This is a genomic window from Streptomyces sp. NPDC088157 (assembly GCF_044741545.1).
GTDB lineage: Bacteria > Actinomycetota > Actinomycetes > Streptomycetales > Streptomycetaceae > Streptomyces.
This window is the reverse complement of the sequence record NZ_JBIUSU010000009.1, coordinates 330,133-354,305: the sequence shown is the minus strand read 5'-3', so window position 1 is coordinate 354,305 and position 24,173 is coordinate 330,133. Positions and strand designations below refer to the sequence as shown.

Sequence of the window (24,173 nt, the reverse complement as noted above, 5' to 3'; positions counted from 1 at the left end):
CGGGCATGAGCCGTAAGCGCTGTGGGCAATGACGCCTCCGGCGCACTCGCGGGGTGAACGACGCCGCTCCCCTCGCCCTCCGGACCGACGGACACCGATCAGATCGATCTCGTCCCGTTCGGTCCCCACATACTTCCAGCCACGTGCGCGATACCCCCGTCGCGACTCCGTGGCGTCCGCATGTTGGAACGGAGTATCCGGTTCCCGAGAACCGCTCCATCATGTAACCTGCACGAAATTTTGCGTTACGCAGAGGGCCAACGTCGTCCCTTCGCCAGCAGATATGCCACTTGAGACGACGACGGGAGAGCCGATGCGTACGCCGCGCCAGCCGTCCCAGCATTCCGCGAATGGCCAGAACTGGTCCTTCATGGATGCTCGCCCTGCTGCGCAGGGTATGTACGACCCCCGCAACGAGCACGACGCCTGTGGCGTCGGCTTCGTGGCGAACCTCACCGGCGAGGCGAGCCACACGCTGGTCGAGCAGGCGCTCACCGTTCTGCGCAACCTCGAACACCGCGGCGCCACCGGCTCCGAGCCGGACTCCGGCGACGGCGCGGGCATCCTGACCCAGGTCCCGGACGCCTTCTTCCGCGAGGTCGCCGGACTCGAGCTCCCCGAAGCCGGTGGCTACGCCGTCGGTATCGCCTTCCTCCCCGAGGACGGCCTCCAGGACGCCGTCTCGCAGATCGACGCGATCGCCGCCGACGAGGGCCTCACCGTCCTCGGCTGGCGCGAGGTCCCGGTCGCCCCCGGGCTGCTCGGCGCCACCGCCCGCTCGACGATGCCGGCCTTCCGCCAGATCTTCGTGACGGACAACGCCAGCACGGGCATCGACCTCGACCGCAAGGCGTTCGTGCTGCGCAAGCGCGCCGAGCGCGAGGCCGGCGTCTACTTCCCCTCGCTGTCCGCCCGCACGATCGTCTACAAGGGCATGCTGACCACCGGTCAGCTCGAGCCCTTCTTCCCGGACCTGTCCGACCGCCGCTTCGCCTCGGCCGTGTCGCTCGTCCACTCGCGCTTCTCGACGAACACCTTCCCGTCGTGGCCGCTCGCGCACCCGTACCGCTTCGTCGCGCACAACGGTGAGATCAACACCGTCAAGGGCAACCGCAACTGGATGACCGCCCGGGAGTCGCAGCTCGTCTCCGATCTGTTCGGCAAGGACGAGAAGTCCATCGAGCGGATCTTCCCGGTGTGTACGCCGGACGCCTCCGACTCGGCGTCCTTCGACGAGGTGCTCGAGCTGCTCCACCTCGGTGGCCGCTCGCTGCCGCACTCCGTGCTGATGATGATCCCGGAGGCGTGGGAGAACCACGACTCCATGGACCCGGCCCGGCGCGCCTTCTACGAGTTCCACTCCACGATGATGGAGCCCTGGGACGGCCCGGCCTGCGTCACCTTCACCGACGGCACCCAGGTCGGCGCCGTGCTCGACCGCAACGGTCTGCGTCCCGGCCGCTACTGGGTCACCGACGAGGGCCTCGTCGTCCTCGGCTCCGAGGTCGGCGTCCTCGACATCGACCCCGCCAAGGTCGTCCGCAAGGGCCGCCTCCAGCCCGGCCGGATGTTCCTCGTCGACACCGCCGAGCACCGCATCATCGAGGACGACGAGATCAAGGCGCAGCTCGCCGCCGAGAAGCCCTACGCCGAGTGGCTCGAGGCCGGCGAGATCGAGCTGGTCGACCTGCCCGAGCGTGAGCACATCGTGCACACGCACGCCTCGGTCACCCGCCGCCAGCAGACCTTCGGCTACACCGAGGAAGAGCTGCGCGTCATCCTCGCGCCGATGGCCAAGACCGCCGGCGAACCGCTCGGTTCCATGGGCACCGACTCGCCGATCGCCGCGCTCTCCGCGCGCCCGCGGCTGCTCTTCGACTACTTCACCCAGCTGTTCGCGCAGGTCACCAACCCGCCGCTGGACGCGATCCGCGAAGAGCTCGTCACCTCCCTGCGCTCCTCCCTCGGCCCGCAGGGCAACCTGCTCGAGCCGAGCGCCGCGTCGTGCCGGACGGTCACCCTGCCGTTCCCGGTCATCGACAACGACGAGCTGGCCAAGCTCATCCACATCAACGCCGACGGCGACATGCCCGGCTTCAAGGCCGCGACGCTCTCCGGCCTGTACCGGGTGCACGGTGGCGGTGACGCGCTGGCCGCGCGCATCGAGGAGATCTGCGCCGAGGCCGACGCCGCCATCGACAACGGCGCCCGCCTCATCGTCCTGTCGGACCGCCACTCGGACGCCGAGCACGCGCCGATCCCGTCGCTGCTGCTCACCGCCGCCGTCCACCACCACCTCATCCGCACCAAGCAGCGCACCGAGGTGGGCCTCCTCGTCGAGGCCGGCGACGTCCGCGAAGTGCACCACGTGGCCCTGCTGATCGGCTTCGGCGCCGCCGCCGTCAACCCGTACCTGGCGATGGAGTCCGTCGAGGACCTGCTGCGCGCGGGCACCTTCCTCGACGGCATGGAGCCCGAGCAGGCGATCCGCAACCTGATCTACGCGCTGGGCAAGGGCGTCCTGAAGGTCATGTCCAAGATGGGCATCTCGACCGTCGCCTCCTACCGCGGCGCCCAGGTGTTCGAGGCCGTCGGTCTCGACGACGCCTTCGTCACCGAGTACTTCAGCGGCACCGCCACCAAGATCGGCGGCGTCGGCATCGACGTCATCGCCAAGGAGGTCGCCGCCCGCCACGCCAAGGCGTACCCGGCCAGCGGCATCGCGCCGGCCCACCGCGCCCTGGAGATAGGCGGCGAGTACCAGTGGCGCCGCGAGGGCGAGCCGCACCTGTTCGACCCGGAGACGGTCTTCCGCCTCCAGCACTCGACGCGCACGGCCCGCTACGACATCTTCAAGAAGTACACGGACCGCGTGAACGAGCAGTCCGAGCGCCTCATGACGCTGCGCGGCCTGTTCGGTTTCAAGTCGGACCGGCAGCCGATCTCCATCGACGAGGTCGAGCCGGTCAGCGAGATCGTCCGACGCTTCTCCACCGGCGCCATGTCGTACGGCTCCATCTCCAAGGAGGCGCACGAGACCCTCGCCATCGCCATGAACCAGCTGGGCGGCAAGTCCAACACCGGTGAGGGCGGCGAGGACGCGGACCGGCTGTACGACCCGGCGCGCCGTTCGTCGATCAAGCAGGTCGCCTCCGGCCGCTTCGGAGTCACCTCCGAGTACCTGGTCAACGCCGACGACATCCAGATCAAGATGGCCCAGGGCGCCAAGCCCGGCGAGGGCGGCCAGCTGCCCGGCCACAAGGTGTACCCCTGGGTCGCCAAGACGCGTCACTCGACCCCGGGCGTCGGTCTGATCTCCCCGCCGCCGCACCACGACATCTACTCCATCGAGGACCTGGCCCAGCTGATCCACGACCTGAAGAACGCGAACCCGCAGGCGCGGATCCACGTGAAGCTGGTCTCCGAGGTCGGCGTCGGCACGGTCGCGGCCGGTGTGTCGAAGGCGCACGCGGACGTGGTGCTCATCTCCGGCCACGACGGCGGTACCGGCGCCTCCCCGCTCACCTCGCTGAAGCACGCGGGAGGCCCCTGGGAGCTCGGTCTCGCCGAGACCCAGCAGACGCTGCTGCTCAACGGCCTGCGCGACCGCATCGTCGTGCAGACCGACGGCCAGCTGAAGACCGGCCGTGATGTGATCATCGCCGCGCTGCTCGGCGCCGAGGAGTTCGGTTTCGCGACCGCGCCGCTCGTCGTCTCCGGCTGCGTCATGATGCGCGTCTGCCACCTGGACACCTGCCCGGTCGGCATCGCCACCCAGAACCCGGTGCTGCGCGACCGCTTCGCCGGCAAGGCGGAGTACGTGGTGAACTTCTTCAGGTTCATCGCCGAAGAGGTCCGCGAGATCCTCGCCGAGCTGGGCTTCCGCACCATCGAGGAAGCCGTCGGCCACGCCGAGGTGCTGGACGTCGAGCGCGCCGTCGACCACTGGAAGGCGCAGGGCCTCAACCTGGCCCCGCTGTTCCACGTGCCCGCCCTGCCCGAGGGCGCGGCGCTGCACCAGGTCATCACGCAGGACCACGGCCTGGAGAAGGCGCTCGACAACGAGCTGATCAAGCTCGCCGCCGACGCCCTGGCCGCGGACTCCGCGACCGACGCCCAGCCGGTGCGCGCCCAGGTCGCCATCCGCAACATCAACCGCACGGTCGGCACCATGCTCGGCCACGAGGTGACGAAGAAGTTCGGTGGCGCGGGCCTGCCCGAGGACACCATCGACATCACCTTCACCGGTTCCGCCGGCCAGTCCTTCGGCGCCTTCCTCCCGCGCGGTGTCACGCTGCGCCTGGAGGGCGACGCCAACGACTACGTCGGCAAGGGCCTCTCCGGCGGCCGGATCGTCGTCCGCCCGGACCGGGGCGCCGACCACCTCGCCGAGTACTCCACGATCGCGGGCAACACCATCGCCTACGGCGCCACCGGCGGCGAACTGTTCCTGCGCGGCCGTACCGGTGAGCGGTTCTGCGTCCGCAACTCCGGCGCGACGGTCGTCTCCGAGGGCGTGGGCGACCACGGCTGCGAGTACATGACCGGCGGTCACGCCGTGGTCCTCGGCGAGACCGGCCGCAACTTCGCGGCCGGCATGTCGGGCGGCATCGCCTACGTGATCGACCTGAACCGCGACAACGTCAACTCCGGCAACCTCGGCGCCGTCGAGACGCCGGACCAGGCCGACAAGCAGTGGCTGCACGACGTGGTGCGCCGCCACGCCGAGGAGACCGGCTCGACGGTCGCCGCGAAGCTGCTCGCCGACTGGGACGCCGCCGCGGAGCGCTTCAGCAAGATCATCCCCAGCACGTACAAGGCAGTGCTCGCCGCCAAGGACGCCGCCGAGCAGGCGGGACTCTCCGAGTCCGAGATCACCGAGAAGATGATGGAGGCGGCGACCAATGGCTGACCCGAAGGGCTTTTTGAACCACGGCCGTGAGGTCGCCAAGTCCCGTCCGGTCGACGTGCGTCTGAAGGACTGGAACGAGGTCTACGTCCCCGGTTCGCTGCTGCCGATCATCGGCAAGCAGGCAGGCCGGTGCATGGACTGCGGCATCCCGTTCTGTCACAACGGCTGTCCGCTCGGGAACCTGATCCCCGAGTGGAACGACTTCGCGTACCGCGAGGACTGGTCGGCGGCCTCCGAGCGCCTGCACGCCACGAACAACTTCCCGGAGTTCACGGGCCGGCTGTGCCCCGCTCCGTGCGAGTCGGCGTGTGTGCTGGGCATCAACCAGCCGGCCGTCACCATCAAGAACGTCGAGGTCTCGATCATCGACAAGGCGTGGGAGACCGGCGACGTCGCCCCGCAGGCCCCCGAGCGCCTGTCCGGCAAGACCGTCGCGGTCATCGGCTCGGGCCCGGCCGGCCTGGCCGCCGCCCAGCAACTGACGCGGGCCGGTCACACCGTCGCCGTCTACGAGCGCGCGGACCGCATCGGAGGCCTCCTCCGGTACGGCATCCCCGAGTTCAAGATGGAGAAGCGGCACATCAACCGCCGTATCGAGCAGATGCGCGCGGAGGGCACCCGCTTCCGTACCGGTATCGAGATCGGCCGCGACCTCAAGGCGACCGACCTGAAGAAGCGCTACGACGCCATCGTCATCGCCGCCGGCGCCACGACCGCCCGTGACCTCCCGGTCCCCGGCCGTGAGCTCAAGGGCGTCTACCAGGCGATGGAGTACCTGCCGCTGGCCAACAAGGTCCAGGAGGGCGACTACGTGGCGCCCCCGATCTCGGCCGAGGGCAAGCACGTCGTGGTCATCGGCGGTGGCGACACCGGCGCCGACTGCGTGGGCACCGCCCACCGGCAGGGCGCGGCCTCGGTCACCCAGCTGGAGATCATGCCCCGGCCGGGCGAGGAGCGGGACGCGGTCTCCCAGCCGTGGCCGACCTTCCCGATGCTCTACAAGGTCACGAGCGCGCACGAGGAGGGCGGCGAGCGGGTCTACTCCGTCTCCACCACCCACTTCGAGGGCGACGAGGACGGCAACGTCCAGTGGCTGCACCTCAGCGAGGTCGAGTTCATCGACGGCAGGCTGACCCCGAAGCCGGGCACGGAGCGCAAGATCCCCGCCCAGCTGGTCACCCTCGCCATGGGCTTCACCGGCACCGACCGTGAGAACGGCGTGGTGGAGCAGTTCGGCCTGGAGCTCGACGAGCGCGGCAACATCGCCCGCGACGCCGACTTCCGGACGAACGTCCCGGGCGTGTACGTCGCCGGTGACGCGGGCCGCGGCCAGTCGCTCATCGTGTGGGCGATCGCGGAGGGCCGCTCGGCCGCCCGCGGAGTCGACCGGTTCCTGACCGGCACGAGCGAGCTCCCGGCCCCGATCCGCCCGACGGACCGTTCGCTGCTGGTCTGACGGCCCGAGGGTCCCCCAAAAACGTCCCGTACAAAGGCGTACGGAACACAGACGGCGCCTGCCCCACAGTCCCCGACCGGACGACTGGGCAGGCGCCGCCGCATGTCCGCGTGCTGGCGTGCGGCGGCACCGGCGTGCGGCGGCACGGCACTGGTCTGTCGGCGTGCCGCCGTTCTGCCGTGCCGCCGCACCGCCGTGCCGCCGCACCGCCGCACCGCCGCACCGCCGCACCGCCGCACCGCCGCACCGCCGCACCGCCGCACCGCCGCACCGCCGCACCGCCGCACCGCCGTGCCGCCGTGCCGCCGCACCGCCGCACCGCCGCACCGCCGCACCGCCGCACCGCCGCACCGCCGCACCGCCGTGCCGCCGTGCCGGCCTGTCGGCGCACCGCCGTGCTGGCGTGCCGCCGTGCGTGCCGTCGCACCGCCGCACCGCCGCACCGCCGCACCGCCGTGCCGCCGTGCCGGCCTGTCGGCGCACCGCCGTGCTGGCGTGCCGCCGTGCGTGCCGTCGCACCGCCGCACCGCCGCACCGCCGCACCGCCGCACCGCCGCACCGCCGTGCCGGCCTGTCGGCGCACCGCCGCACCGCCGGACCGGTGTACGGGCGGGCGGGCTACGGGACCCGGAACGTCTCTCCGTACACCTCCCACCGCAGAGGCGGGCGCAGGCCGAGGTTGCCGTCGTGCAGGAAACGGCGCTGGGTCGTGTCGACGCGGGAGGTGTCGATGCCGGGGTGCCGGGTCACCATGGCCCGGCGGCGGGCGTCGAGGAAGGCGTCCAGGTACTCGGTCTCCTTGCCGCCCCGAGCCGGGGTGCGGACCTGCCGCATGGCGCTGGAACGGATGCCGTCGAAGCTGGTCGGGCCCGCGCCTGGGCCGTGGAAGACCAGGGCGTCGTAGTAGATGAACTGGCCCAGCGCGCCCAGCCCGTCGGCCCGGCCCCGGTGGACCGCGGGGTCGAAGTAGACACGGTCGCGCTCGACGTCCTGGGCGGCCCGGAACGCGGGCACCCTCGACTCCGTCCGCCAGGCGGCCGGGAAGCCGGGGTCCAGACCGGCGTGCGAGGCGGTGCCGTCGACCCGCCGCAGGGCGGGGAGATAGCGGGCGAGGGCGTTGCGCGGGTGGTCGCGCGTGTAACGCTCGACCAGGGTGAGCAGATCGTGGGTGCCGGTGCAGAAGCCGATCAGGCCCGCCGTGTAGCCCTGGCCGTCCCCGATGTCCTCGACATAGCCGTACGCGCTGCGCCAGTTCAGGGTCCCGTTCTCGGCACTCGCCACGATCTTCTGGGCCAGTTCCTTCTGGCTGGGGGCGGTGAGGCCCGGCGGGGTCGCCCAAACGTCGGTGGTCGGCTGGACGAGTTCGGCCGGGGTGAACAGGTACACCGTCGACGCTACGGCGGCGCAGACCAGGGCGGCGGCACGTTTCATGCCGCACACCCTAGAGCGGGAATGTCGTGTTCCTTGTCATTCCATCCTAATTAGCCGGCGAACGAACAAAAGGGCGAAGGGTGGTGGGTGTGGGAGGCTGTGCGCCATGGTCGCGATCAGTCTCACCAAGGTCCAGGAGACGGCACCCGCGCTGGTCAACCTCTACAAGAGCGCCGGGGTGTCCCTCACCAAGCACGGTCTCGACGGGCAGCGGGCCGCCGTCTACCTCGTCGTCGACTACTCGGGTTCGATGAAGCCGTACTACCAGGACGGCAGCGTGCAGGCGCTGGCCGACCGGGTGTTGGGGCTGTCCGCGCACCTCGACGACGACGGCCGGGTGCCGGTCGTCTTCTTCTCCACCGACGTCGACGCCGTCACCGACATCGCCCTCGCCGACCATCAGGGGCGGGTGGACCGGATCGTGGCCGGGCTCGGGCACATGGGCAAGACCAGCTACCACCTCGCCATGGACGCCGTCATCGACCACTACCTCGACAGCGGTTCGAAGGACCCCGCGCTCGTCGTCTTCCAGACCGACGGCGGCCCGATCAACAAGCTCGCGGCGGAACGCTATCTGTGCAAGGCGTCGACGCTGCCGCTGTTCTGGCAGTTCATCGGCTTCGGCGACCGGGGCAGCAAGCAGTTCGACTTCCTGCGCAAGCTCGACGAACTGCCCGTACCGGCGAAGCGGGCGGTCGACAACGCCGGTTTCTTCCACGCCGGTTCGGATCCGCGCAAGGTGTCGGACGCGGAACTGTACGACCGACTGGTGCGCGAGTTCCCGCAGTGGCTGTCGGCCGCACGGGCGCGGGGAATCGTGCCGGCGTAGCGAAGTCCGCCCCCTCGGTCGTCCGCTGCCACGGCTGTCCGCCTCCGCCTCCGCGGCTGTCCGCACCGTTGGCTGTCGGACTTCGCGGCTGTCCGCACCGTTGGCTCGGCCCGTCCGTCGTGACACCCTGATGAGGTTGATCCGAGGGGGAGGCGACGACGCATGACTGACGGCGCGCGATCGGTGAACGGGGGCGCGGGCGGCGGGAGTTCGAGCCCGAGAGGTGAGTCCGGCAAGGGCGAGAGACTCGCCGACTGGGCCGACGGGCGGCTGGGGCTGTACACGCTGGCGAAAGCCAACCTGCGCAAGGTGTTCCCGGACCACTGGTCCTTCATGCTGGGCGAGATCTGCCTCTACAGCTTCCTGGTGCTCCTCCTCACCGGCGTCTACCTCACGCTCTTCTTCGAGCCGAGCAGCGCCGAGGTCGTCTACGACGGCACGTACGTCCCGCTCAACGGCGTCACGATGACGAGGGCGTACGAGTCGACGCTCGACATCAGCTTCGACGTGCGCGGAGGCCTGCTGATCAGGCAGATCCACCACTGGGCGGCCCTGGTCTTCGTGACCGGCATGCTCGTGCACATGATGCGGGTGTTCTTCACCGGCGCGTTCCGCAAGCCGCGCGAGGTCAACTGGCTGTTCGGCTGGACCCTGTTGTTCCTCGGCATCCTCACCGGACTGACCGGCTACTCGCTCCCGGACGACCTGCTCTCCGGCACCGGTGTCCGGTTCGCCGACGGCGCGATCCTGTCCATCCCGATCGTCGGGACGTACATATCGTTCTTCCTCTTCGGCGGGGAGTTCCCGGGCCACGACATCATCGCGCGGTTCTTCCCGATCCACGTGCTGCTGCTGCCCGGGATCATGCTGGGTCTGGTCGTCGCCCATCTCATCCTGGTGTTCTTCCACAAGCACACGCAGTACCCCGGGCCCGGGCGCGACCAGGAGTCCGTCGTCGGCATGCCCTTCATGCCGGTCTACATGGCGAAGGCGGGCGGGTTCTTCTTCCTGGTCTTCGGTGTGCTCGCGGTCATGGGCGGGATCGCCAGCATCAATCCCGTGTGGGCGTTCGGGCCGTACCGCCCCGACCTGGTGACGACGGGCGCGCAGCCGGACTGGTACCTCGGCTTCTCCGAGGGCCTGATCCGGGTGATGCCGGGATGGGAGATCAACATCTGGGGCCACACCCTGGTGCCGGGCGTCCTCATCCCCTTCTCGCTCTTCCCGCTGATCCTGCTCGCCATCGGCCTCTATCCGTTCGTCGAGGCGTGGATCACCGGTGACAGGCGGGAGCACCACATCCTCGACCGCCCGCGCAACGCGCCGGTGCGCACCGGCCTCGGGGTGGCCTGGCTGACCCTGTACGTGGTGCTGCTGATCGGCGGGGGCAACGACATCGTGGCCACGCATCTGCATCTGTCGATCAACGCGATCACCTGGTTCGTGCGGGTCGCCGTGTTCGTCGGCCCGGTCGTCGCCTACATGGTCACCAAGCGGATCTGTCTCGGCCTGCAACTCCGGGACCGGGACAAGGTGCTGCACGGCCGCGAGACGGGGACCATCAAACGCCTTCCGCACGGTGAGTACGTCGAGATCCACGAACCCCTGGACCAGGCCAGGCTGTTCACCCTCACCCAGCACGAGCAGGCACCGCCGTACGAGATCGGGCCGCTCGTCGACCACAACGGTGTGCGGCGCCCGGTCAGGGTGTCCCAGCGGGTACGGGCACGGCTGGCGCGCGCCATGTTCGGGGCGGACAGTCACATCCCGAAGCCGACCCCGGAGGAGCACCGCGAACTGACCGGCGGCTCCGGGCACTGACGTCGGCTCTCGCCGCCTGCCCGCGTTCTCCCTGTCTGCCTCCGCGCCTCATTCCTGCGGGCGTGTCTGCTTTCCTGCCTGCGTCCTGCCTGCGTCCTGCCTGCGTCCTGCGTCCTGCGTCCTGCGTCCTGCGTCCTGCGTCCTGCGTCCTGCGTGCCTGGCCTGTCTGCGGGTGCGGTCAGTCCGTGGGCGGGGGCCAGTTGCGCAGCAGGGCGTCGAGGCCGTCCAGGATCCGGGTCCAGGTCTCCTGGGTGTCGGGGGCGCTGTGGCTGAAGCCGCCGCCGAGCTCCAGGCTGACGTAGCCGTGGAAGACGCTGCCCAGGAGCCGGACGGCGTGGGTCTGGTCCGGCTCGGTGAGGTCGTAGCCGCGCAGGATCGCCCGGGTCATGCGCGCGTGCCGCGGGCCGGCGCTCGCGGCCGCCGCCTCGGGGCCGAGTCTCAGCTGGGCCGCGGCATAGCGGCCGGGGTGCGCGCGGGCGTAGTCACGGTAGACGTCGGCCAGGGCGGTCAGGGCGTCCTTGCCGGCCCGCCCGGCCAGCGCGAGGTCGCCCCGGTCGGCCAGTTCCTCCAGGACGAGCAGCGCGATGCGGGTTCTGAGGTCGTCGGAGTTCTTCACGTGCGAGTACAGGCTCGCGACCTTGACGTCGAAGTGCCGGGCGAGCGCCGAGACGGTCACCCGGTCGAAGCCGACCTCGTCGGCCAGTTCCGCGCCCGCCCGCACCAGGCGTTCCGTGCTCAGCCCCACACGACCCATGGTCATCCTCTCGTCCGGCTCGTCCGGCTCGTCCGGCTCGCTCGGCTCGTCGCTCACTCCGGCCGTTCCGGCTGGTCCGGCTTGTTCGGCAGGTCCGGCTCGTTCGGCTTCCTCAGGCTCGCTGGACGGAGCCGCTGTGCCGATAGCCATTATGCGTTTGCCTAAAACCTTTAGGCAAATTAGCCTGCGTTCCATGAAGCCGCTGTCCGAGCAAGAGATCCGTGCCGCGTTCGTGAACTGCACCAAGGGCGAGGCGAAGCGCCTGTCCGTACCACGTGACCTGGCCGAACGGCCCTGGGACGACCTGGACTACCTCGGCTGGCGGGACCCTCAGGCCCCCGACCGGGCCTACCTCGTCATCGAGCTGGACGGCAGGCCGAGGGCCCTCGCCCTGCGCTCCTCCACCTCGGGCTCCTGGCAGGCGCGCCGCAGCATGTGCACCATGTGCCTGACCACGCACTCCGGAGGTGTCTCGCTGATGGTCGCGCCGAAGGCCGGAAGAGCCGGTCAGCAGGGCAACTCGGTCGGGGCCTACATCTGCAGCGACCTCGCCTGCTCGCTGTACGTGCGGGGCAAGCGGGACGCGGGCGTCGGGGCCCGGCTGCCCGAGACGATCACCCTGGAGGAGAAGATCGGACGGACCGTGGCCAACCTCGCCGCGTTCATCGCCAAGGTGACCGGCTGAGGCCGCCCCTGCCGTGGCCGAGGCTATCCGTGGGCGCGCAGCACCTCCGCCCGGCAGTCGTCCGGGGTGCCCCAGGCCGTGCGCAGGGCGCGGGCCTTGGTGAGCCAGAGCGACAGGTCGTACTCCGCCGTGTAGCCGATCGCGCCGTGCAGCTGGAGCGCGGTGCGCGCGGCCGTGTACGCCGCCTCGCAGGCGCTCGCCTTCGCGGCGGCGACATCCGCCGGGCTCATCGTCACGGCGGCGCCCAGGACCAGGGGGCCGGCGAACTCCAACGCGATCTTCGCGTCCGCCAGCCGGTGCTTGACCGCCTGGAACGAACCGACGGGGACGCCGAACTGGACGCGCTGCCCTACGTACGCCACGGTCCGCTCCAGCAGCGCGAGGCCCACCCCGAGGGCTTGTGCGGCGGTGGCCAGGCGGGCCCAGAGCAGGGCGCGGCCCGCGGGCGGGTCCGGGGTGAGGAGCTCGCCGCCCGGCAGCAGGCGGGTGAGGCGGCGGGCGGGGTCGAGGGAGGGGCGGACCGGGCCGTGACCGGGGGAGAGGCGGAGGCCGTCGGCGGCCAGGGTCATCCGTAGCGCCGCCGCGTCGCCGTCCACGGCGTACGAACCTTCGCGTGCCAGCGTCGCCATCGACTCGCCCGAGGCCAGCGCGGGCAGAAACCGCTTGGCGGGGCCCGGATCGAGCAGCAGGGCCGCCGCGGCCACCGTCTCCACGAGCGGGCCCGGCACCGCGTGCCGCCCCAGCTCCACGAAGGCGACGGCCAGGTCCACCGGCCGGGGCCCCAGCCCCTCGTAGGCCTCGGGGACCGCCAGCGCGAACACGCCGGCCTCGGCGATCCGCGACCACAGCGCTCGCCCGCTCGCCCGCTCGCCCCGGCTCCAGTCGCGCACCACGGCCGGGGTGTCGGCCGAGCTCAGCAGCGCGCCCAGCGACCGTGCGAAGGCCCGCTGTTCGATGTCCAGGACGAAACGCATCGCCGGCGGAACCGGCCTGGGCGAAGTCATCGACGGCGTCCCCTCGGCAGGCCGAGCAGCTGCTCGGCGACGATGTCGCGCTGGATCTCGTTCGTGCCCGCGTAGATCGGCCCGGCGAGCGAGAAGACGTAACCCTCCGCCCAGTCGGTGCCGGCCGTCTCCCCCTCCTCGCCCAGGAGATCCAGTGCCGTCTCGTGCAACGCGATGTCGTACTCCGACCAGAAGACCTTGTTCAGGCTCGACTCCGGGCCCAGCCGCTCCCCGGCGAGGAAACGGGAGGCCGCCGCATAGGTGAACAGCTGATACGCGCGGGCGCCGATCAGCGCGTCGGCGACGCGGGCCGCGGTGCCCTCCGGGCTGCCCCGCTCCAGCCACAGGGCGTGCAGGCGGTCGGCCGAGGCGAGGAAGCGGCCGGGGGAGCGCAGGGTGAGCCCGCGTTCGTTGGCCGCCGTCGACATCGCGATCCGCCAGCCCTGACCCGGTTCCCCTATCACGTCCTCGTCCGGCACGAAGACCTCGTCCAGGAACAGTTCGGCGAACGCCGGCTTCCCGTCCAGGCGGCCGATGGGGCGGACGGTGACACCCGGGGCCCGCAGGTCGAACATGAGGTAGCTGAGCCCCTGGTGGGGTTTCGGGGTGTCGGGGTCGGTGCGGAACAGGCCGAAGGCGCGGTCGGCGAAGGCCGCGCGCGAGGACCAGGTCTTCTGACCGGTCAGCCGCCAGCCGCCGTCCACCCGGACCGCCCTGGCGCGCAGCGCGGCCAGGTCCGAGCCGGCCTCGGGCTCCGACCAGGCCTGTGCCCAGACGGCCTCACCGGTGGCCATGGCGGGCAGCACCCGGGCCCGCTGTTCCTCCGTGCCGTGGTCGAGCAGGGTGGGGGCGAGGAGGCTCACGCCGTTCTGGTTGACCCGGCCCGGGGCACCCGCCGCGTAGTACTCCTCCTCGAAGACCAGCCAGCGCATCAGGCCGCAGTCCCGCCCGCCGTAGCGCGCCGGCCAGTTCACCACCGACCAGTCGTCCGCGGCCAGTTGGGCCTCCCACGCGCGGTGCGCGGCGAAGCCCTCGGCGGTCTCCAGGGAGGGCAGCGGCTCCGCCGGCACATGCGCGTGCAGCCAGGCCCGGGCCTCGGCGCGGAACGCCTCGTCGGCGGGGGAGTGTGCGAGGTCCACGGGCGCCCTCCTTGCGTGCACGTTCTTCCCTAACAAGTGTTTGGTAGGTTAGCGTGTCGTCATGAAGAACGTCGAGAGTCCGCCGTACGTTCCCGGGCACGCGCTGCTCGACGGCCGCACCGCCGTCATCACCGCGGCCGCCGGCGCGGGCATCGGCGGAGCGACCGCGCGCCGCTTCCTGGAGGAGGGCGCGCGCGTGCTGATCAGCGACGCCCACGCGCGGCGGCTCAAGGCCCACGAGGCGGAACTGGCCGAGGAGTTCGGCGAGGCGTCGGTGACCGCCCGGCCGTGCGACGTCACCGACGAGAGTCAGGTGCGGGCGCTCTTCGACACGGCCGTGCGGGAACACGGGCGACTGGACATCGTCGTCAACAACGCCGGTCTCGGCGGGACTTCGGACCTCGTGGACATGACCGACGAGCAGTGGGCACGCGTCCTGGACGTCACCCTGAACGGCACCTTCCGGTGCACCCGGGCCGCACTGCGGCTCATGCGGGACACCGGCGGGGGAGTCGTCGTCAACAACGCCTCCGTCGTCGGCTGGCGCGCCCAGGCCGGACAGGCGCACTACGCGGCCGCGAAGGCGGGCGTGATGGCGCTGACCCGCTGCGCGGCCGTCGAGGCGGCCCAGTACGGCGTGCGGGTCAACGCCGTCTCGCCGAGCCTCGCCATGCACCCGCACCTGGTGAAGGTGACCTCGGCCGAGCTGCTGGAGGAACTCACCGCCCGCGAGGCCTTCGGGCGGTACGCCGAACCCTGGGAGGTGGCCAACGTGATCGTGTTCCTGGCGTCGGGCTACTCCTCGTACCTGACGGGTGAGGTCGTCTCCGTCAGCAGCCAGCACGCCTGACGACCGGAGCAGACCACAATGGACCCGTGCCGACCAAGAAGAAGCCCCAGGTGACCGCCGCAGAGCCCGCCGCGACCGCCGCCGCCCGCGACCGGCGCGGCGAACTCCTCGACACCGCCGCCGAGGTCTTCGCCGAGCAGGGCTACAACGCCACCACCGTCCGCAAGATCGCGGACCACGCGGGCATGCTGGCGGGCAGCCTCTACTACCACTTCGACTCCAAGGAGTCGATGCTCGAGGAGATCCTGCGCACCTTCCTCGACGAGCTGTGGGACGGCTACGACGCCGTCCTGGCAGCCGGCCTGGGCCCCCGTGAGGCCCTCGAAGCCCTGGTCACCGAGTCGTTCCGGGAGATCGACCGGCACCGCGCCGCCGTCGCGATCTACCAGAAGGAGAGCAAGCAGCTCGTGACGCAGGAACGGTTCGCGTTCCTCGCCGAGTCGCAGCGCAGGTTCGAGAAGGCCTGGCTGTCCACACTGGAACGCGGTGTCGCGGACCGGGTCTTCCGCGCCGACCTCGACATCCGCCTCGCCTACCGGTTCGTCCGCGACACCGTGTGGGTCGCCGCGTCCTGGTACCGGCCCGGCGGACAGCACAGCCCGGAGGAGATCGCCCGGCAGTACCTGTCGATGGTGCTGGACGGGATCGCCGTACGCGAACAACCCTTTCCTGTGAGGGAGTTGCCATGGCCGAGGCCTACATCGTCGAAGCGGTCCGCACGCCGGTCGGACGGCGCGGAGGAGGACTGAGCAAGGTCCATCCGGCCGACCTGGGCGCGCATGTGCTCAAGGAACTCGTCGCACGGGCCGGGGTCGACCCGGCGGCCGTCGAGGACGTCGTCTTCGGCTGCCTGGACGCGGTCGGACCGCAGGCCGGGGACATCGCGCGGACCTGCTGGCTGGCCGCCGGACTGCCGGAGGAGGTGCCGGGCGTGACCGTGGACCGGCAGTGCGGCTCCTCGCAGCAGGCCGTGCACTTCGCCGCACAGGGCGTGCTCTCCGGAACACAGGACCTGGTGGTCGCGGGCGGCGTGCAGAACATGTCGCAGATCCCGATCGCGTTCGCCACCCGGCAGGCCGCCGAGTCCCTCGGCTTCACCCAGGGCCCCTTCGCGGGCAGCGAGGGCTGGCGCGCCCGCTACGGGGACCGGCCGGTGAACCAGTTCGCCGGCGCCGAGATGATCGCCGCCAAGTGGGGGATCAGCCGGCAGGACCAGGAGGAGTTCGCCCTGCGGTCGCATCATCGGGCCGTGCGCGCGCTCGACGAGGGCCGCTTCGCCCGCGAGACCGTGGCCTACGGGGAGGTCACCGCCGACGAGGGGCCGCGCCGGGACACCTCCCTGGAGAAGATGGCCGCGCTCAAGCCCGTCATCGACGGGGGTACCGTCACCGCGGCCTGCTCCTCGCAGGTCTCCGACGGCGCGGCGGCCATGCTGCTGGCCTCGGAACGGGCGGTGCGCGAGCACGGCCTGACCCCACGCGCGCGCGTGCACCACCTCTCCGTCCGCGGCGAGGACCCGATCCGCATGCTGACGGCTCCGATCCCGGCCACCGCGCACGCCCTGAAGAAGACCGGGCTGTCGATCCACGACATCGACCTCGTCGAGATCAACGAGGCCTTCGCGCCCGTTGTCCTGGCCTGGCTGAAGGAGACCGGCGCGGACCCGGAGAAGGTCAACGTCAACGGCGGCGCCATCGCCCTCGGCCACCCGCTCGGCGCGACCGGCACCAAGCTGATGACCACCCTGCTGCACGAACTGGAGCGCAGAGGCGGCCGGTTCGGCCTGCAGACCATGTGCGAGGGCGGCGGGCAGGCCAACGTGACGGTCATCGAAAGGCTGTGACGGCCCCGGGTCGAGGCAGTCCGTTCCGGCGGGCGGAGTCCGGCGCAGGCTCCCGAAGCCGTGAGGCCAGCAGGGTCGAGCGGTGCGGGGGAGCCGTCGGGGTGGGGCCCGTGTGCGAGGGCGGCGGTCGGGCCGACGTGACGGTCATCGAACGGCTCTGAGCCCGTTCAGGGACGTCAGCAGTTCCTCCGCCTCCTTCATGATCCGCTCCACCAGCTCCGCGCACGACGGCAGGTCGTCGATCACCCCGGCGACCTGCCCGGCCGCCATCACCCCACCGTCGGTACGCCCCTCCACCATCGCGGACCTGAGCAGCATCGGCGTGTTCGCGGCGAGCAGTACCTGACTCCAGGTGAGGTCCTTGCCGTGGCGCAGCGCCAGGCCGTCGCGGACCATCTCCCGCCAGGTGAGGCCGGACAGCTTCCGGAACCCGGCCGCGTGACGCACCGCCCGCGACAGGGCCCTGGCCCGGCCGGAGCCCTCCAGGGCGTCGACCAGCCCGGTGCGCAGCATGCGGTGCGGGAGCCCGTCCACCGCCCGGGTGACGGTGACGTCCCGGACCGTCGCCGCCAGATACCGCGCCTTCACCGCCTCCGGGACCGGCGAGTCCGAGGTGAGCAGGAACCGGGTGCCCATCGCGACCCCCGCCGCCCCGTACGCAAGCGCCGCCACCAGCCCCCGCCCGTCGAAGAAGCCGCCCGCCGCCACGACCGGTATGTCCACGGCGTCCACCACCTGCGGCAGCAGGACCGTCGTCGCCACGTCACCGGTGTGTCCGCCGCCCTCGCCGCCCTGCACGATCACCGCGTCCGCACCCCAGGCGGCGACCTTCTCGGCATGCCGGCGGGCCCCGATCGACGGGATGACGACGACACCCGCCTCCTTGAGCTCGGCGATCAGCTCCGGCGAGGGCGCGAGCGCGAAGGACGCCACCCGTACCCCCTCGTCGAGGATGATCCGCACCCGGTCGCCGGCGTCCGCCGCGTCGGCCCGCAGATTCACCCCGAACGGCTCCGGCGTGCGCGACCTCACCTCGCGCACCGCCGCCCGCAGCTGGTCCAGGGTCATGGTCGCCGAGGCCAGGACACCGAGCGCCCCCGCGTTCGCCGCCGCCGACACCAGGCGCGGGCCCGCCACCCATCCCATCCCGGTCTGCACGATCGGGTGACGGACCCCGACCAGCCGGGTGAACGCCGTCTCCATCAGAGCGCGACCTCCCGGGCCCGGGTCCCGTGCGGGTCGATCACCTCGCGGATCAGGCGCAGTTCACGGGCGGTCGGTTCACGGGTGCGCGGCACCTCGTCCGGCACCACGAGGTCGAACCCCGTCGCCTCCCGGACCTGCGCGACACCCACCCCGGGATGCAGCGACGCCAGCCGCATCGAACGGTCGGGCGTGGCGAAGTCGAAGACACCGAGGTCGGAGACGACCCGCGGGATGCGGTGGTGCCGCGCGCCGGCCGCACGGTCGTACCCGACCCCGCACACCATGTCGACCCGCTCGACGAAGACCCGCCGGGAGTGCCTCGGTATCCAGTAACTCGTCGGGTTGTTCAGGGTGTTGACCGGGGCGCCCCGCACCCCGAGCAGCTGCCGCGTGGGCTTCGCCCAGTCGCCGATGCACGAGATGTTCTGGTTGCCGTACCGGTCGATCTGGCTCGCGCCCATCATCACGTGCCGCCGGCCCCCGGTGACCAGCGTCAGGTGCTGCCGGTACGGCAGCCATCCCTCGACGGTGCCGTCGAGGCCGACGAGCAGGGCCTCGCCGTCGGTCAGCAGCAGCTCCGGCGCGAAGGTGTGCCGGGCCAGTCGGGCGCCGACGGAGGGGATCAGACCCATGGGACTGGCCAGGATCTCGCCCGCGCCGCGCCACGCCTCCGCGCAGGCGATCACGCAGTACTCGGCGCGGGTCACCTCGCTCATGACTCCTCCCCGACGGCCGACCGGTACGCCTGCTCGTCCCCGGCGAGGAACCGTGCCGCGAACTCCGGCCAGGGCGTCGTCGCGTACCGCTTCTGGAACGCCTCGTCCCGGCCGTAGTCGGGGGCGCAGGACGTGAAGTGCGCGCCGTTCGGGGCCTCGATCACGCCCGTCACCGTGTGCCGCTTGACCAGCAGTGACTGCGGCGGCGCGTCCTTCGTCAACTCCGCCGTGTCGACGATCCGTTCACAGCTGACGTAGGCCTCGTCCGCCGCCTCGCAGAAGAGGTCGTCGAAGTACGGATCCGGGCCCAGGTACTGCCCGTTGCCCAGCCGGTCGGCCCGGTTGACGTGCACCAGGGCCGCGTCCAGCCGCAGGGCGGGCATCGCCACGAACGTCTCCTGGTCCTCGTACGGCGAAGTCACCGTCCGCAGACCGGGGTTGACCCGCATCACGTCCGATCCGACGCCCGCCCGCACCGGCAGGAAGGGCAGCCGGTTCGCGGCGGCGTGCAGACCCCACATGAACATCGCCTCGTCGATCTCCGTGAGCTCGAAGGCTCCGCGCTCGCGGGCCGCGCGGTAGTGCGGTTCCAGGGGGATCGAGTCGAGGGTGACGAAGGCGGTGACCAGCTTCCGGATGCGTCCGGCAGCGGCGAGCATGCCCACGTCCGGGCCGCCGTACGACACGACGGTGAGGTCGGTGACCTCCGACCGGAGCAGCGCCCTGACCAGCGCCATCGGTTTACGGCGTGAGCCCCAGCCGCCGATGCCGAGGGTCATGCCACTGCGCAGCCGGGCCACGGCCTCGTCCGCGGACAGTATCTTGTCGGCCCTGTCGGCCCTGTCGGCCCTGTCGGCCCTGTCGGCCCTGTCGGCCCTGTCGGCACCGCGGGGCTCGTCGGCCCGGTCGGGGCCGTCGGTGTGGGTGCTCACTCAGTCACCGTTCCTTCCGAAGGTGTCGCGGACCCGGTCGGCCACCCCGCCGACGCTCGCCTCGTAGGTGAAGCCCTGCTCGAAGCGGTAGCTGCGGCGCACGTCGACCGGATCGATGCCGTTGATGGCCGCCTTGGCCAGGCGCAGCAGCTCACCGTCCTTCGCGGCGATCTCGCCGGCCAGCTCCAGGGCCGCCGCGCGCAGTCCGCCCTGCGGCACCACCCGCCACACCGAGCCGTGCGCGTGCAGTTCGGCCGCCGTGACCGTGCGCGAGGTGTAGTACAGGGCGCGCAGCAGGTGCTGAGGGACCAGCCGGGCCAGATGCGTGGCCGCGCCCAGCGCGCCCCGGTCCAGCTCGGGCAGCCCGAACACGGCGTCCTCGCTCGCCACGATCACGTCCGCGTTCCCCACCAGGCCGATGCCGCCGCCCAGACAGAAGCCCTGCACCGCCGCCACCACCGGGACCTCGCACTCGTACACCGCGGCGAAGGCCTCGAAGCAGCCGCGGTTGGCGCCGACGAGCGCGCTCGGCCCCTGCGCCTGGATCTCCTTTATGTCCACGCCGGCGTTGAACCCGCGCCCCTCGGCGGCCAGCACCACACACCGCGTGTCCGGATCGCGCCCGGCCGTGCGCAGGGCGTCGGCCAGGGCGAACCAGCCGCTCACCGGCAGCGCGTTCACCGGCGGGAAGTCGACCGTGACGAGCGCGATTCCCTTTTCCGGCCCCTTTTCCGGGGACGAGGTGGAGACACCCATGGAAGCATCAGCTACCTTTCCACCAAACGTTTGTTAGGTGGAAGGTAGCAGCGAATGGAGCTGGACGGGAAGGTCGCCGTCGTCACCGGCGGCACCCGCGGAGTGGGCGCCGGCATCGCACGCTCCCTCGCACGCGCGGGCGCCGACGTCGTGGTCTGCGCCCGCAGGCCGCCGCAAGACCCGGTCGGCAAGGCCGGGTTCGTACCGCTGGACGTGCGGGACGCCGACGCCGTACGGCGCTTCTTCGCCGAACTGCCCCGCCTCGACGTCCTCGTCAACAACGCGGGCGGCGCACCCCACCGCCCCCTCGCGCAGGCCGACGCCGAACGGCACGCGCGCGTGATCGAACTCAACCTCCTCGCACCGCTGACCGTGTCCCTCGCCGCGTACGACCACCTCAAGCGCGCGAAGGGCTCGATCGTCATGATCGGCAGCGTCAGCGGCAGCCGCCCCTCGCCCGGCACCGCGGCCTACGGCGCGGCCAAGGCCGGCCTGGAGAACCTCGCACGGTCCATGGCCGTCGAGTGGGCGCCGGAGGTGCGCGTGAACACCCTGGTCGTCGGCATGGTCCGCACCGAACTCACCCACCTCCACTACGGCGGCGAGGACGGCGTCGAGGCCGTCGCCCGCACCGTCCCGCTCGGCCGGCTCGCCCTCCCCGCCGACGTGGGCGCGGCCGCCGTCTTCCTCGCCTCCGACGCGGCCCGCTACATCAGCGGGGCGAGCCTGCTCCTGCACGGGGGCGGCGAGCGGCCCGCCTTCCTGGACGCCGCAACTGTCAACCAAGAGACGTGAGATGACCTGAGATGAGCGGAGACGTGAGATGAGCGGAATCTGCGAGCGGCGGGTCGTCGTCGTCACCGGAGCCGGACGCGGACTCGGACGCGCCCACGCGCTCGCGTTCGCCGCCGAGGGCGCCCGGGTCGTCGTCAACGACCTCGGCGTCGGCCTCGACGGCACGCCCGCCCCCGACAGCCCGGCCGGGCGGATCGTGGACGAGATCCGCGCGGCGGGCGGCGAGGCGGTCGCACACGGCGGGGACATCGCCACCTCCGAAGGCGCCGCGTCCCTCGTCGCCACCGCGCTGGAGACCTACGGCCGGCTCGACACCCTCGTCAACAACGCCGGCTTCCTGCGCGACCGCATGCTCGTCAACCTCGGCGAGGACGACTGGGACGCCGTTGTGCGCGTCCATCTCAAGGGCCACTTCCTCACCCTGAAGCACTCCGCCGCACACTGGCGCGCCGAGGCCAAGGCGGGCCGCCCGCCCGTCGCCCGTGTCGTCAACACCAGCAGCGGCGCGGGACTGCTCGGCTCGGTCGGACAGGGCAACTACAGCGCCGCGAAGGCCGGGGTCGTCGCGCTGACCCTCGTCGCCGCCGCCGAACTCGCCCGCTACGGCGTCCAGGTCAACGCGATCGCGCCCGCCGCCCGCACCCGTATGACCGAGCGCACCTTCGCCGCGACCATGGCCGCCCCCGAGAACGGCTTCGACACGATGGCCCCCGGGAACGTCTCCCCGCTGGTCGTCTGGCTCGGCTCCGCCGCGAGCGAGGGCGTCACCGGGCGCGTCTTCGAGGCGGAGGGCGGGCGCATCACCGTCATGGAGGGCTGGCGGCCCGGGCCCACCCTGGACAAGGCGGCCCGGTGGAGCGCCGGGGAGGCGGGGGAGGCCGTGCGGAAGCTGCTGACGGAGACGACGGCGCCGGGGGCGGTCTACGGGGCCTGAGTCACCGGGACCCGCCCCGGGTGAGCCGGGCGGTCGCCCCCCGCTGCGCCTCGGTCATGACCGTGAGGAACCGGTTCACGGTCTCCAGCTCCTGCGCGTCGAACTCCTCGCAGGCCGCCACGATGTCCCTCGCCCAGTCCTCGAAGAACACGGCCAGCTCGGCGAGTTTCGTCTCGTTGAGCTCGACGAGCACGCGCCGCCTGTCCGTGGGGTGCTTGACCCGGCGGACGAAGCCCTTGGCCTCCAGCCGGTCGACCAGACCGGTGACCGAGGCGGGGGCGAGGCCGGTCAGCTCCGCCAGGTCCTTCGCCGTGAGCGGTCCCTGCCGCTGGAGGAAGTCGAGGGTCTTCTCCTCGGTGGCGTTCAGGCCCTGCTTGGCGGCGATCGCCGAATGGAACATCACGGTGACGGCGCTGTGCTGCCGGCCCACGGTCATGAGGCGGTCCAGGGCCGCGGCCCGCCGGGTGTCTGCCTCTGTCATGGAACCAGGCTAACAAATATTTCGTTCGCTCGAACTAACTACTTGTGCTCGACCATGGGGGAGTGCAAGTCTTTCGTTAGGCCGAACGAAATAAATCTGGGCCGTCCGGACCGACCCGACAGGAGACACCCATGTCCGCCACCCTCACCCCACCCCCGCACACCGGCACGGACCCCCACCCGCGCCGCTGGGCCGCCGCCGTCGTGATGATGATCGCGGCGCTGATGGACCTCCTCGACACCACCATCGTCAACGTCGCGATCCCGTCCATCGGCCGAGACCTGCACGCCTCCACCAGCGAACTGCAGTGGACGGTCTCCGCGTACCTGCTCGGCTTCGCCGCCGCCCTGATCGTCTCCGGGCACCTCGGCGACCGTCTCGGCCGCCGCACCCTCTTCCTCGCCGGCACCGCCGGCTTCGGACTGGCGAGCCTCGCCTGCGGACTCGCCCAGTCGCCCGGGCAGCTCATCGCGGCCCGCGCCGTACAGGGTGTCCTGGCGGCGGTCCTGATGCCCCAGGTCATCGGCTCCTTCCGCACCCTCTTCCAAGGCAAGGAACGCGGCGCGGCCTTCGGCATGTACGGGGCCGTCGCCGGTTTCGCCTCGGCGATCGGACTGCTGCTCGGGGGACTGCTCACCGACGCCGACCTGTTCGGCTGGGGCTGGCGGTCGGTGTTCCTGGTCAACGTGCCGGTGGCCGCGGCGACCCTCGTCGCCGGGGCGCTCCTGGTGCCGGTCACCAAGGAGCGGTCCGCCCGACGGCCCGACGTGATCGGCAGCCTCGTCCTGGCCGGCGCTCTGGTGGCGATCGTGCTTCCCCTGGTGCAGGGACGGGAGAACGGCTGGCCGCTGTGGGGCTGGGCCTGCCTGACCACGGGACTGCTCTCGGTCGCCGCCCTCGCGGTGTTCGAGGCGCGCCGGGCCGGCGAAGGCACGGTCCCGCTGCTTCCGGCCCGCGCCTTCCGGCTCCCCGCGTTCTCCGTCGGCGTCCTCGTCCAGCTCCTCTTCTCCGTCGGCATGCAGGGCTTCTTCCTCGTCTTCGCCGTCTGGCTGCAGGCCGGCCAGGGCTATACGCCGATGCAGGCCGGAGTGGTCACCGTCGCCTTCTCGGTCGGCGGCTTCCTCACGGCACCGGCCGCCGACGCCCTCGCCGTGCGCTACGGCAGGCTCGTCCTCGGCGCCGGAGCGCTGCTGATGGCCGTCGGCTTCGGCTGGGTGTGGGCCGCGATCGGCGACGCCTCCGACGCCCACACCGGGGCCTGGCCGCTGGCGCCCGGCCTGGCCGTCGCCGGCGCCGGACTCGGCTTCCTCGTCGTGCCCCTGGTCAACGTGGTCCTGTCCGCCGTACCCGCCGACCTCGCCGGCGGCGCGTCCGGCATCTTCTCCACCGCCCAGCAGTTCGGCGGCGCCCTCGGCGCGGCCGCGATCGGCACGGTCTTCTTCGGCCACACCGACCACGGCCTGACACAGGCCCTGGACACGGCCATGCCGTGGGTGACCGGCGGGTTCGTCCTGTGCGCGGGACTGTGCGCGATGCTCCCGCGCACGGCGACCTCCGACCCGTCCGGACCCTCCGGCACGTGAGCACGTGAGCACGTGAGCACGTGAGCACGTGAGCACGTGAGGACGT

The 24,173-nt window shown here is 71.6% G+C and carries 19 protein-coding genes and 1 pseudogene; 11 read left to right on the top strand and 9 right to left on the bottom strand.

The annotated features are described in order from the left end of the window. Nucleotides 1–313: 313 nt before the first annotated feature. Both gltB and ACIPFH_RS33580 read left to right on the top strand, forming a co-directional pair. Nucleotides 314–4,912, top strand: coding sequence for a glutamate synthase large subunit (gene gltB / locus ACIPFH_RS33585; protein WP_401832472.1), 4,599 nt, complete (start codon nt 314–316; stop codon nt 4,910–4,912). Continuing rightward, nucleotides 4,905–6,368, top strand: coding sequence for a glutamate synthase subunit beta (locus ACIPFH_RS33580; RefSeq protein ID WP_356252539.1), 1,464 nt, complete (start codon nt 4,905–4,907; stop codon nt 6,366–6,368). Before gltB ends, ACIPFH_RS33580 begins: the two co-directional genes overlap by 8 nt. A 618-nt stretch (nt 6,369–6,986) precedes the next feature. Here ACIPFH_RS33580 and ACIPFH_RS33575 read toward each other — a convergent pair. Continuing rightward, the gene (locus ACIPFH_RS33575) at nt 6,987–7,799 is read right to left on the bottom strand and encodes a chitosanase (protein ID WP_401832469.1); all 813 of its coding nucleotides are present in this window, start codon (nt 7,797–7,799) and stop codon (nt 6,987–6,989) included. A 106-nt stretch (nt 7,800–7,905) separates the two neighbouring features. Here ACIPFH_RS33575 and ACIPFH_RS33570 point away from each other — a divergent pair, with 106 nt between their 5' ends. Then, nucleotides 7,906–8,628, top strand: a complete 723-nt coding sequence (locus ACIPFH_RS33570) for a vWA domain-containing protein (protein ID WP_401832467.1) — start codon at nt 7,906–7,908, stop codon at nt 8,626–8,628. Between the two features lie 162 nt (nt 8,629–8,790). Then, nucleotides 8,791–10,449, top strand: a complete 1,659-nt coding sequence (locus tag ACIPFH_RS33565) for a cytochrome bc complex cytochrome b subunit (protein ID WP_401832465.1) — start codon at nt 8,791–8,793, stop codon at nt 10,447–10,449. Nucleotides 10,450–10,627: 178 nt separating this feature from the next. Here ACIPFH_RS33565 and ACIPFH_RS33560 read toward each other — a convergent pair whose 3' ends face one another. Continuing rightward, nucleotides 10,628–11,203 (bottom strand): TetR/AcrR family transcriptional regulator, encoded by a 576-nt coding sequence (locus ACIPFH_RS33560; protein ID WP_401832659.1) that lies wholly within the window; start codon nt 11,201–11,203, stop codon nt 10,628–10,630. 193 nt (nt 11,204–11,396) lie between these two features. Between ACIPFH_RS33560 and ACIPFH_RS33555 the strand changes: the two genes are divergently transcribed. After that, the gene (locus ACIPFH_RS33555) at nt 11,397–11,888 is read left to right on the top strand and encodes an FBP domain-containing protein (protein WP_401832462.1); all 492 of its coding nucleotides are present in this window, start codon (nt 11,397–11,399) and stop codon (nt 11,886–11,888) included. A gap of 23 nt (nt 11,889–11,911) precedes the next feature. Here the strand turns inward: ACIPFH_RS33555 and ACIPFH_RS33550 are convergent, their stop codons facing one another. After that, nucleotides 11,912–12,862, bottom strand: coding sequence for an acyl-CoA dehydrogenase family protein (locus tag ACIPFH_RS33550; protein ID WP_401832656.1), 951 nt, complete (start codon nt 12,860–12,862; stop codon nt 11,912–11,914). Nucleotides 12,863–12,888: 26 nt separating this feature from the next. Next, nucleotides 12,889–14,031, bottom strand: a complete 1,143-nt coding sequence (locus ACIPFH_RS33545; RefSeq protein WP_401832461.1) for an acyl-CoA dehydrogenase family protein — start codon at nt 14,029–14,031, stop codon at nt 12,889–12,891. 61 nt (nt 14,032–14,092) lie between these two features. Here ACIPFH_RS33545 and ACIPFH_RS33540 point away from each other — a divergent pair, with 61 nt between their 5' ends. From ACIPFH_RS33540 to ACIPFH_RS33530, 3 genes and pseudogenes are all read left to right on the top strand, one after another. Further along, nucleotides 14,093–14,881: an SDR family oxidoreductase gene (locus ACIPFH_RS33540; RefSeq protein ID WP_401832459.1), complete on the top strand. Its 789-nt coding sequence runs from the start codon at nt 14,093–14,095 to the stop codon at nt 14,879–14,881. Between the two features lie 26 nt (nt 14,882–14,907). After that, a pseudogene (locus ACIPFH_RS33535) lies at nt 14,908–15,537 on the top strand (TetR/AcrR family transcriptional regulator); the annotation flags it as partial. Between the two features lie 29 nt (nt 15,538–15,566). Beyond that, nucleotides 15,567–16,724 carry an acetyl-CoA C-acetyltransferase gene (locus ACIPFH_RS33530; RefSeq protein ID WP_401832458.1) on the top strand — a complete coding sequence of 386 codons (1,158 nt, stop codon included), beginning with the start codon at nt 15,567–15,569 and terminating at the stop codon, nt 16,722–16,724. Between the two features lie 144 nt (nt 16,725–16,868). On the opposite strand, the gene ACIPFH_RS33525 is transcribed toward ACIPFH_RS33530, so the two are convergent. The 4 genes from ACIPFH_RS33525 to ACIPFH_RS33510 all read right to left on the bottom strand — a co-directional run bounded on the left by ACIPFH_RS33525 (nt 16,869) and on the right by ACIPFH_RS33510 (nt 20,334). Next, nucleotides 16,869–17,927, bottom strand: coding sequence for an NAD(P)H-dependent flavin oxidoreductase (locus ACIPFH_RS33525; protein ID WP_401832455.1), 1,059 nt, complete (start codon nt 17,925–17,927; stop codon nt 16,869–16,871). Beyond that, nucleotides 17,927–18,646: a CoA-transferase subunit beta gene (locus tag ACIPFH_RS33520; protein WP_401832453.1), complete on the bottom strand. Its 720-nt coding sequence runs from the start codon at nt 18,644–18,646 to the stop codon at nt 17,927–17,929. Before ACIPFH_RS33520 ends, ACIPFH_RS33525 begins: the two co-directional genes overlap by 1 nt. Further along, complete coding sequence (locus tag ACIPFH_RS33515; protein WP_401832655.1) at nt 18,643–19,467, bottom strand: CoA transferase subunit A; 825 nt, start codon at nt 19,465–19,467, stop codon at nt 18,643–18,645. Before ACIPFH_RS33515 ends, ACIPFH_RS33520 begins: the two co-directional genes overlap by 4 nt. Nucleotides 19,468–19,578: 111 nt before the next feature. Then, complete coding sequence (locus ACIPFH_RS33510) at nt 19,579–20,334, bottom strand: enoyl-CoA hydratase family protein (RefSeq protein ID WP_356255129.1); 756 nt, start codon at nt 20,332–20,334, stop codon at nt 19,579–19,581. 54 nt (nt 20,335–20,388) lie between these two features. On the opposite strand from ACIPFH_RS33510, the gene ACIPFH_RS33505 reads away from it, so the two are divergent. Both ACIPFH_RS33505 and ACIPFH_RS33500 read left to right on the top strand, forming a co-directional pair. Beyond that, nucleotides 20,389–21,129: an SDR family oxidoreductase gene (locus ACIPFH_RS33505; RefSeq protein ID WP_401832451.1), complete on the top strand. Its 741-nt coding sequence runs from the start codon at nt 20,389–20,391 to the stop codon at nt 21,127–21,129. A 28-nt stretch (nt 21,130–21,157) separates the two neighbouring features. Further along, a complete protein-coding gene (locus ACIPFH_RS33500; protein WP_401832448.1) occupies nt 21,158–22,063 on the top strand; it encodes an SDR family oxidoreductase in 906 nt (301 codons plus the stop codon). A gap of 1 nt (nt 22,064) precedes the next feature. Here the strand turns inward: ACIPFH_RS33500 and ACIPFH_RS33495 are convergent, their stop codons facing one another. Next, the gene (locus ACIPFH_RS33495; protein ID WP_401832447.1) at nt 22,065–22,544 is read right to left on the bottom strand and encodes a MarR family winged helix-turn-helix transcriptional regulator; all 480 of its coding nucleotides are present in this window, start codon (nt 22,542–22,544) and stop codon (nt 22,065–22,067) included. Between the two features lie 131 nt (nt 22,545–22,675). Between ACIPFH_RS33495 and ACIPFH_RS33490 the strand changes: the two genes are divergently transcribed. Beyond that, entirely contained in the window at nt 22,676–24,127 is a 1,452-nt protein-coding gene (locus tag ACIPFH_RS33490) for an MFS transporter (RefSeq protein ID WP_401832445.1), read from the top strand. Nucleotides 24,128–24,173: the final 46 nt, after the last annotated feature.

What these genes read in the sequence shown, in the direction of transcription:
- ACIPFH_RS33510 (WP_356255129.1), bottom strand. Translation starts at nt 20,334, where the DNA reads ATGGGTGTCTCCACCTCGTCCCCGGAAAAGGGGCCGGAAAAGGGAATC.
- ACIPFH_RS33520 (WP_401832453.1), bottom strand. Translation starts at nt 18,646, where the DNA reads ATGAGCGAGGTGACCCGCGCCGAGTACTGCGTGATCGCCTGCGCGGAG.
- ACIPFH_RS33550 (WP_401832656.1), bottom strand. Translation starts at nt 12,862, where the DNA reads ATGCGTTTCGTCCTGGACATCGAACAGCGGGCCTTCGCACGGTCGCTG.
- ACIPFH_RS33500 (WP_401832448.1), top strand. Translation starts at nt 21,158, where the DNA reads ATGAGCGGAATCTGCGAGCGGCGGGTCGTCGTCGTCACCGGAGCCGGA.
- ACIPFH_RS33540 (WP_401832459.1), top strand. Translation starts at nt 14,093, where the DNA reads ATGAAGAACGTCGAGAGTCCGCCGTACGTTCCCGGGCACGCGCTGCTC.
- ACIPFH_RS33530 (WP_401832458.1), top strand. Translation starts at nt 15,567, where the DNA reads ATGGCCGAGGCCTACATCGTCGAAGCGGTCCGCACGCCGGTCGGACGG.
- ACIPFH_RS33560 (WP_401832659.1), bottom strand. Translation starts at nt 11,203, where the DNA reads ATGGGTCGTGTGGGGCTGAGCACGGAACGCCTGGTGCGGGCGGGCGCG.
- ACIPFH_RS33580 (WP_356252539.1), top strand. Translation starts at nt 4,905, where the DNA reads ATGGCTGACCCGAAGGGCTTTTTGAACCACGGCCGTGAGGTCGCCAAG.
- ACIPFH_RS33565 (WP_401832465.1), top strand. Translation starts at nt 8,791, where the DNA reads ATGACTGACGGCGCGCGATCGGTGAACGGGGGCGCGGGCGGCGGGAGT.
- ACIPFH_RS33525 (WP_401832455.1), bottom strand. Translation starts at nt 17,927, where the DNA reads ATGGAGACGGCGTTCACCCGGCTGGTCGGGGTCCGTCACCCGATCGTG.
- gltB (WP_401832472.1), top strand. Translation starts at nt 314, where the DNA reads ATGCGTACGCCGCGCCAGCCGTCCCAGCATTCCGCGAATGGCCAGAAC.
- ACIPFH_RS33505 (WP_401832451.1), top strand. Translation starts at nt 20,389, where the DNA reads ATGGAGCTGGACGGGAAGGTCGCCGTCGTCACCGGCGGCACCCGCGGA.
- ACIPFH_RS33555 (WP_401832462.1), top strand. Translation starts at nt 11,397, where the DNA reads ATGAAGCCGCTGTCCGAGCAAGAGATCCGTGCCGCGTTCGTGAACTGC.
- ACIPFH_RS33570 (WP_401832467.1), top strand. Translation starts at nt 7,906, where the DNA reads ATGGTCGCGATCAGTCTCACCAAGGTCCAGGAGACGGCACCCGCGCTG.
- ACIPFH_RS33490 (WP_401832445.1), top strand. Translation starts at nt 22,676, where the DNA reads ATGTCCGCCACCCTCACCCCACCCCCGCACACCGGCACGGACCCCCAC.
- ACIPFH_RS33575 (WP_401832469.1), bottom strand. Translation starts at nt 7,799, where the DNA reads ATGAAACGTGCCGCCGCCCTGGTCTGCGCCGCCGTAGCGTCGACGGTG.
- ACIPFH_RS33495 (WP_401832447.1), bottom strand. Translation starts at nt 22,544, where the DNA reads ATGACAGAGGCAGACACCCGGCGGGCCGCGGCCCTGGACCGCCTCATG.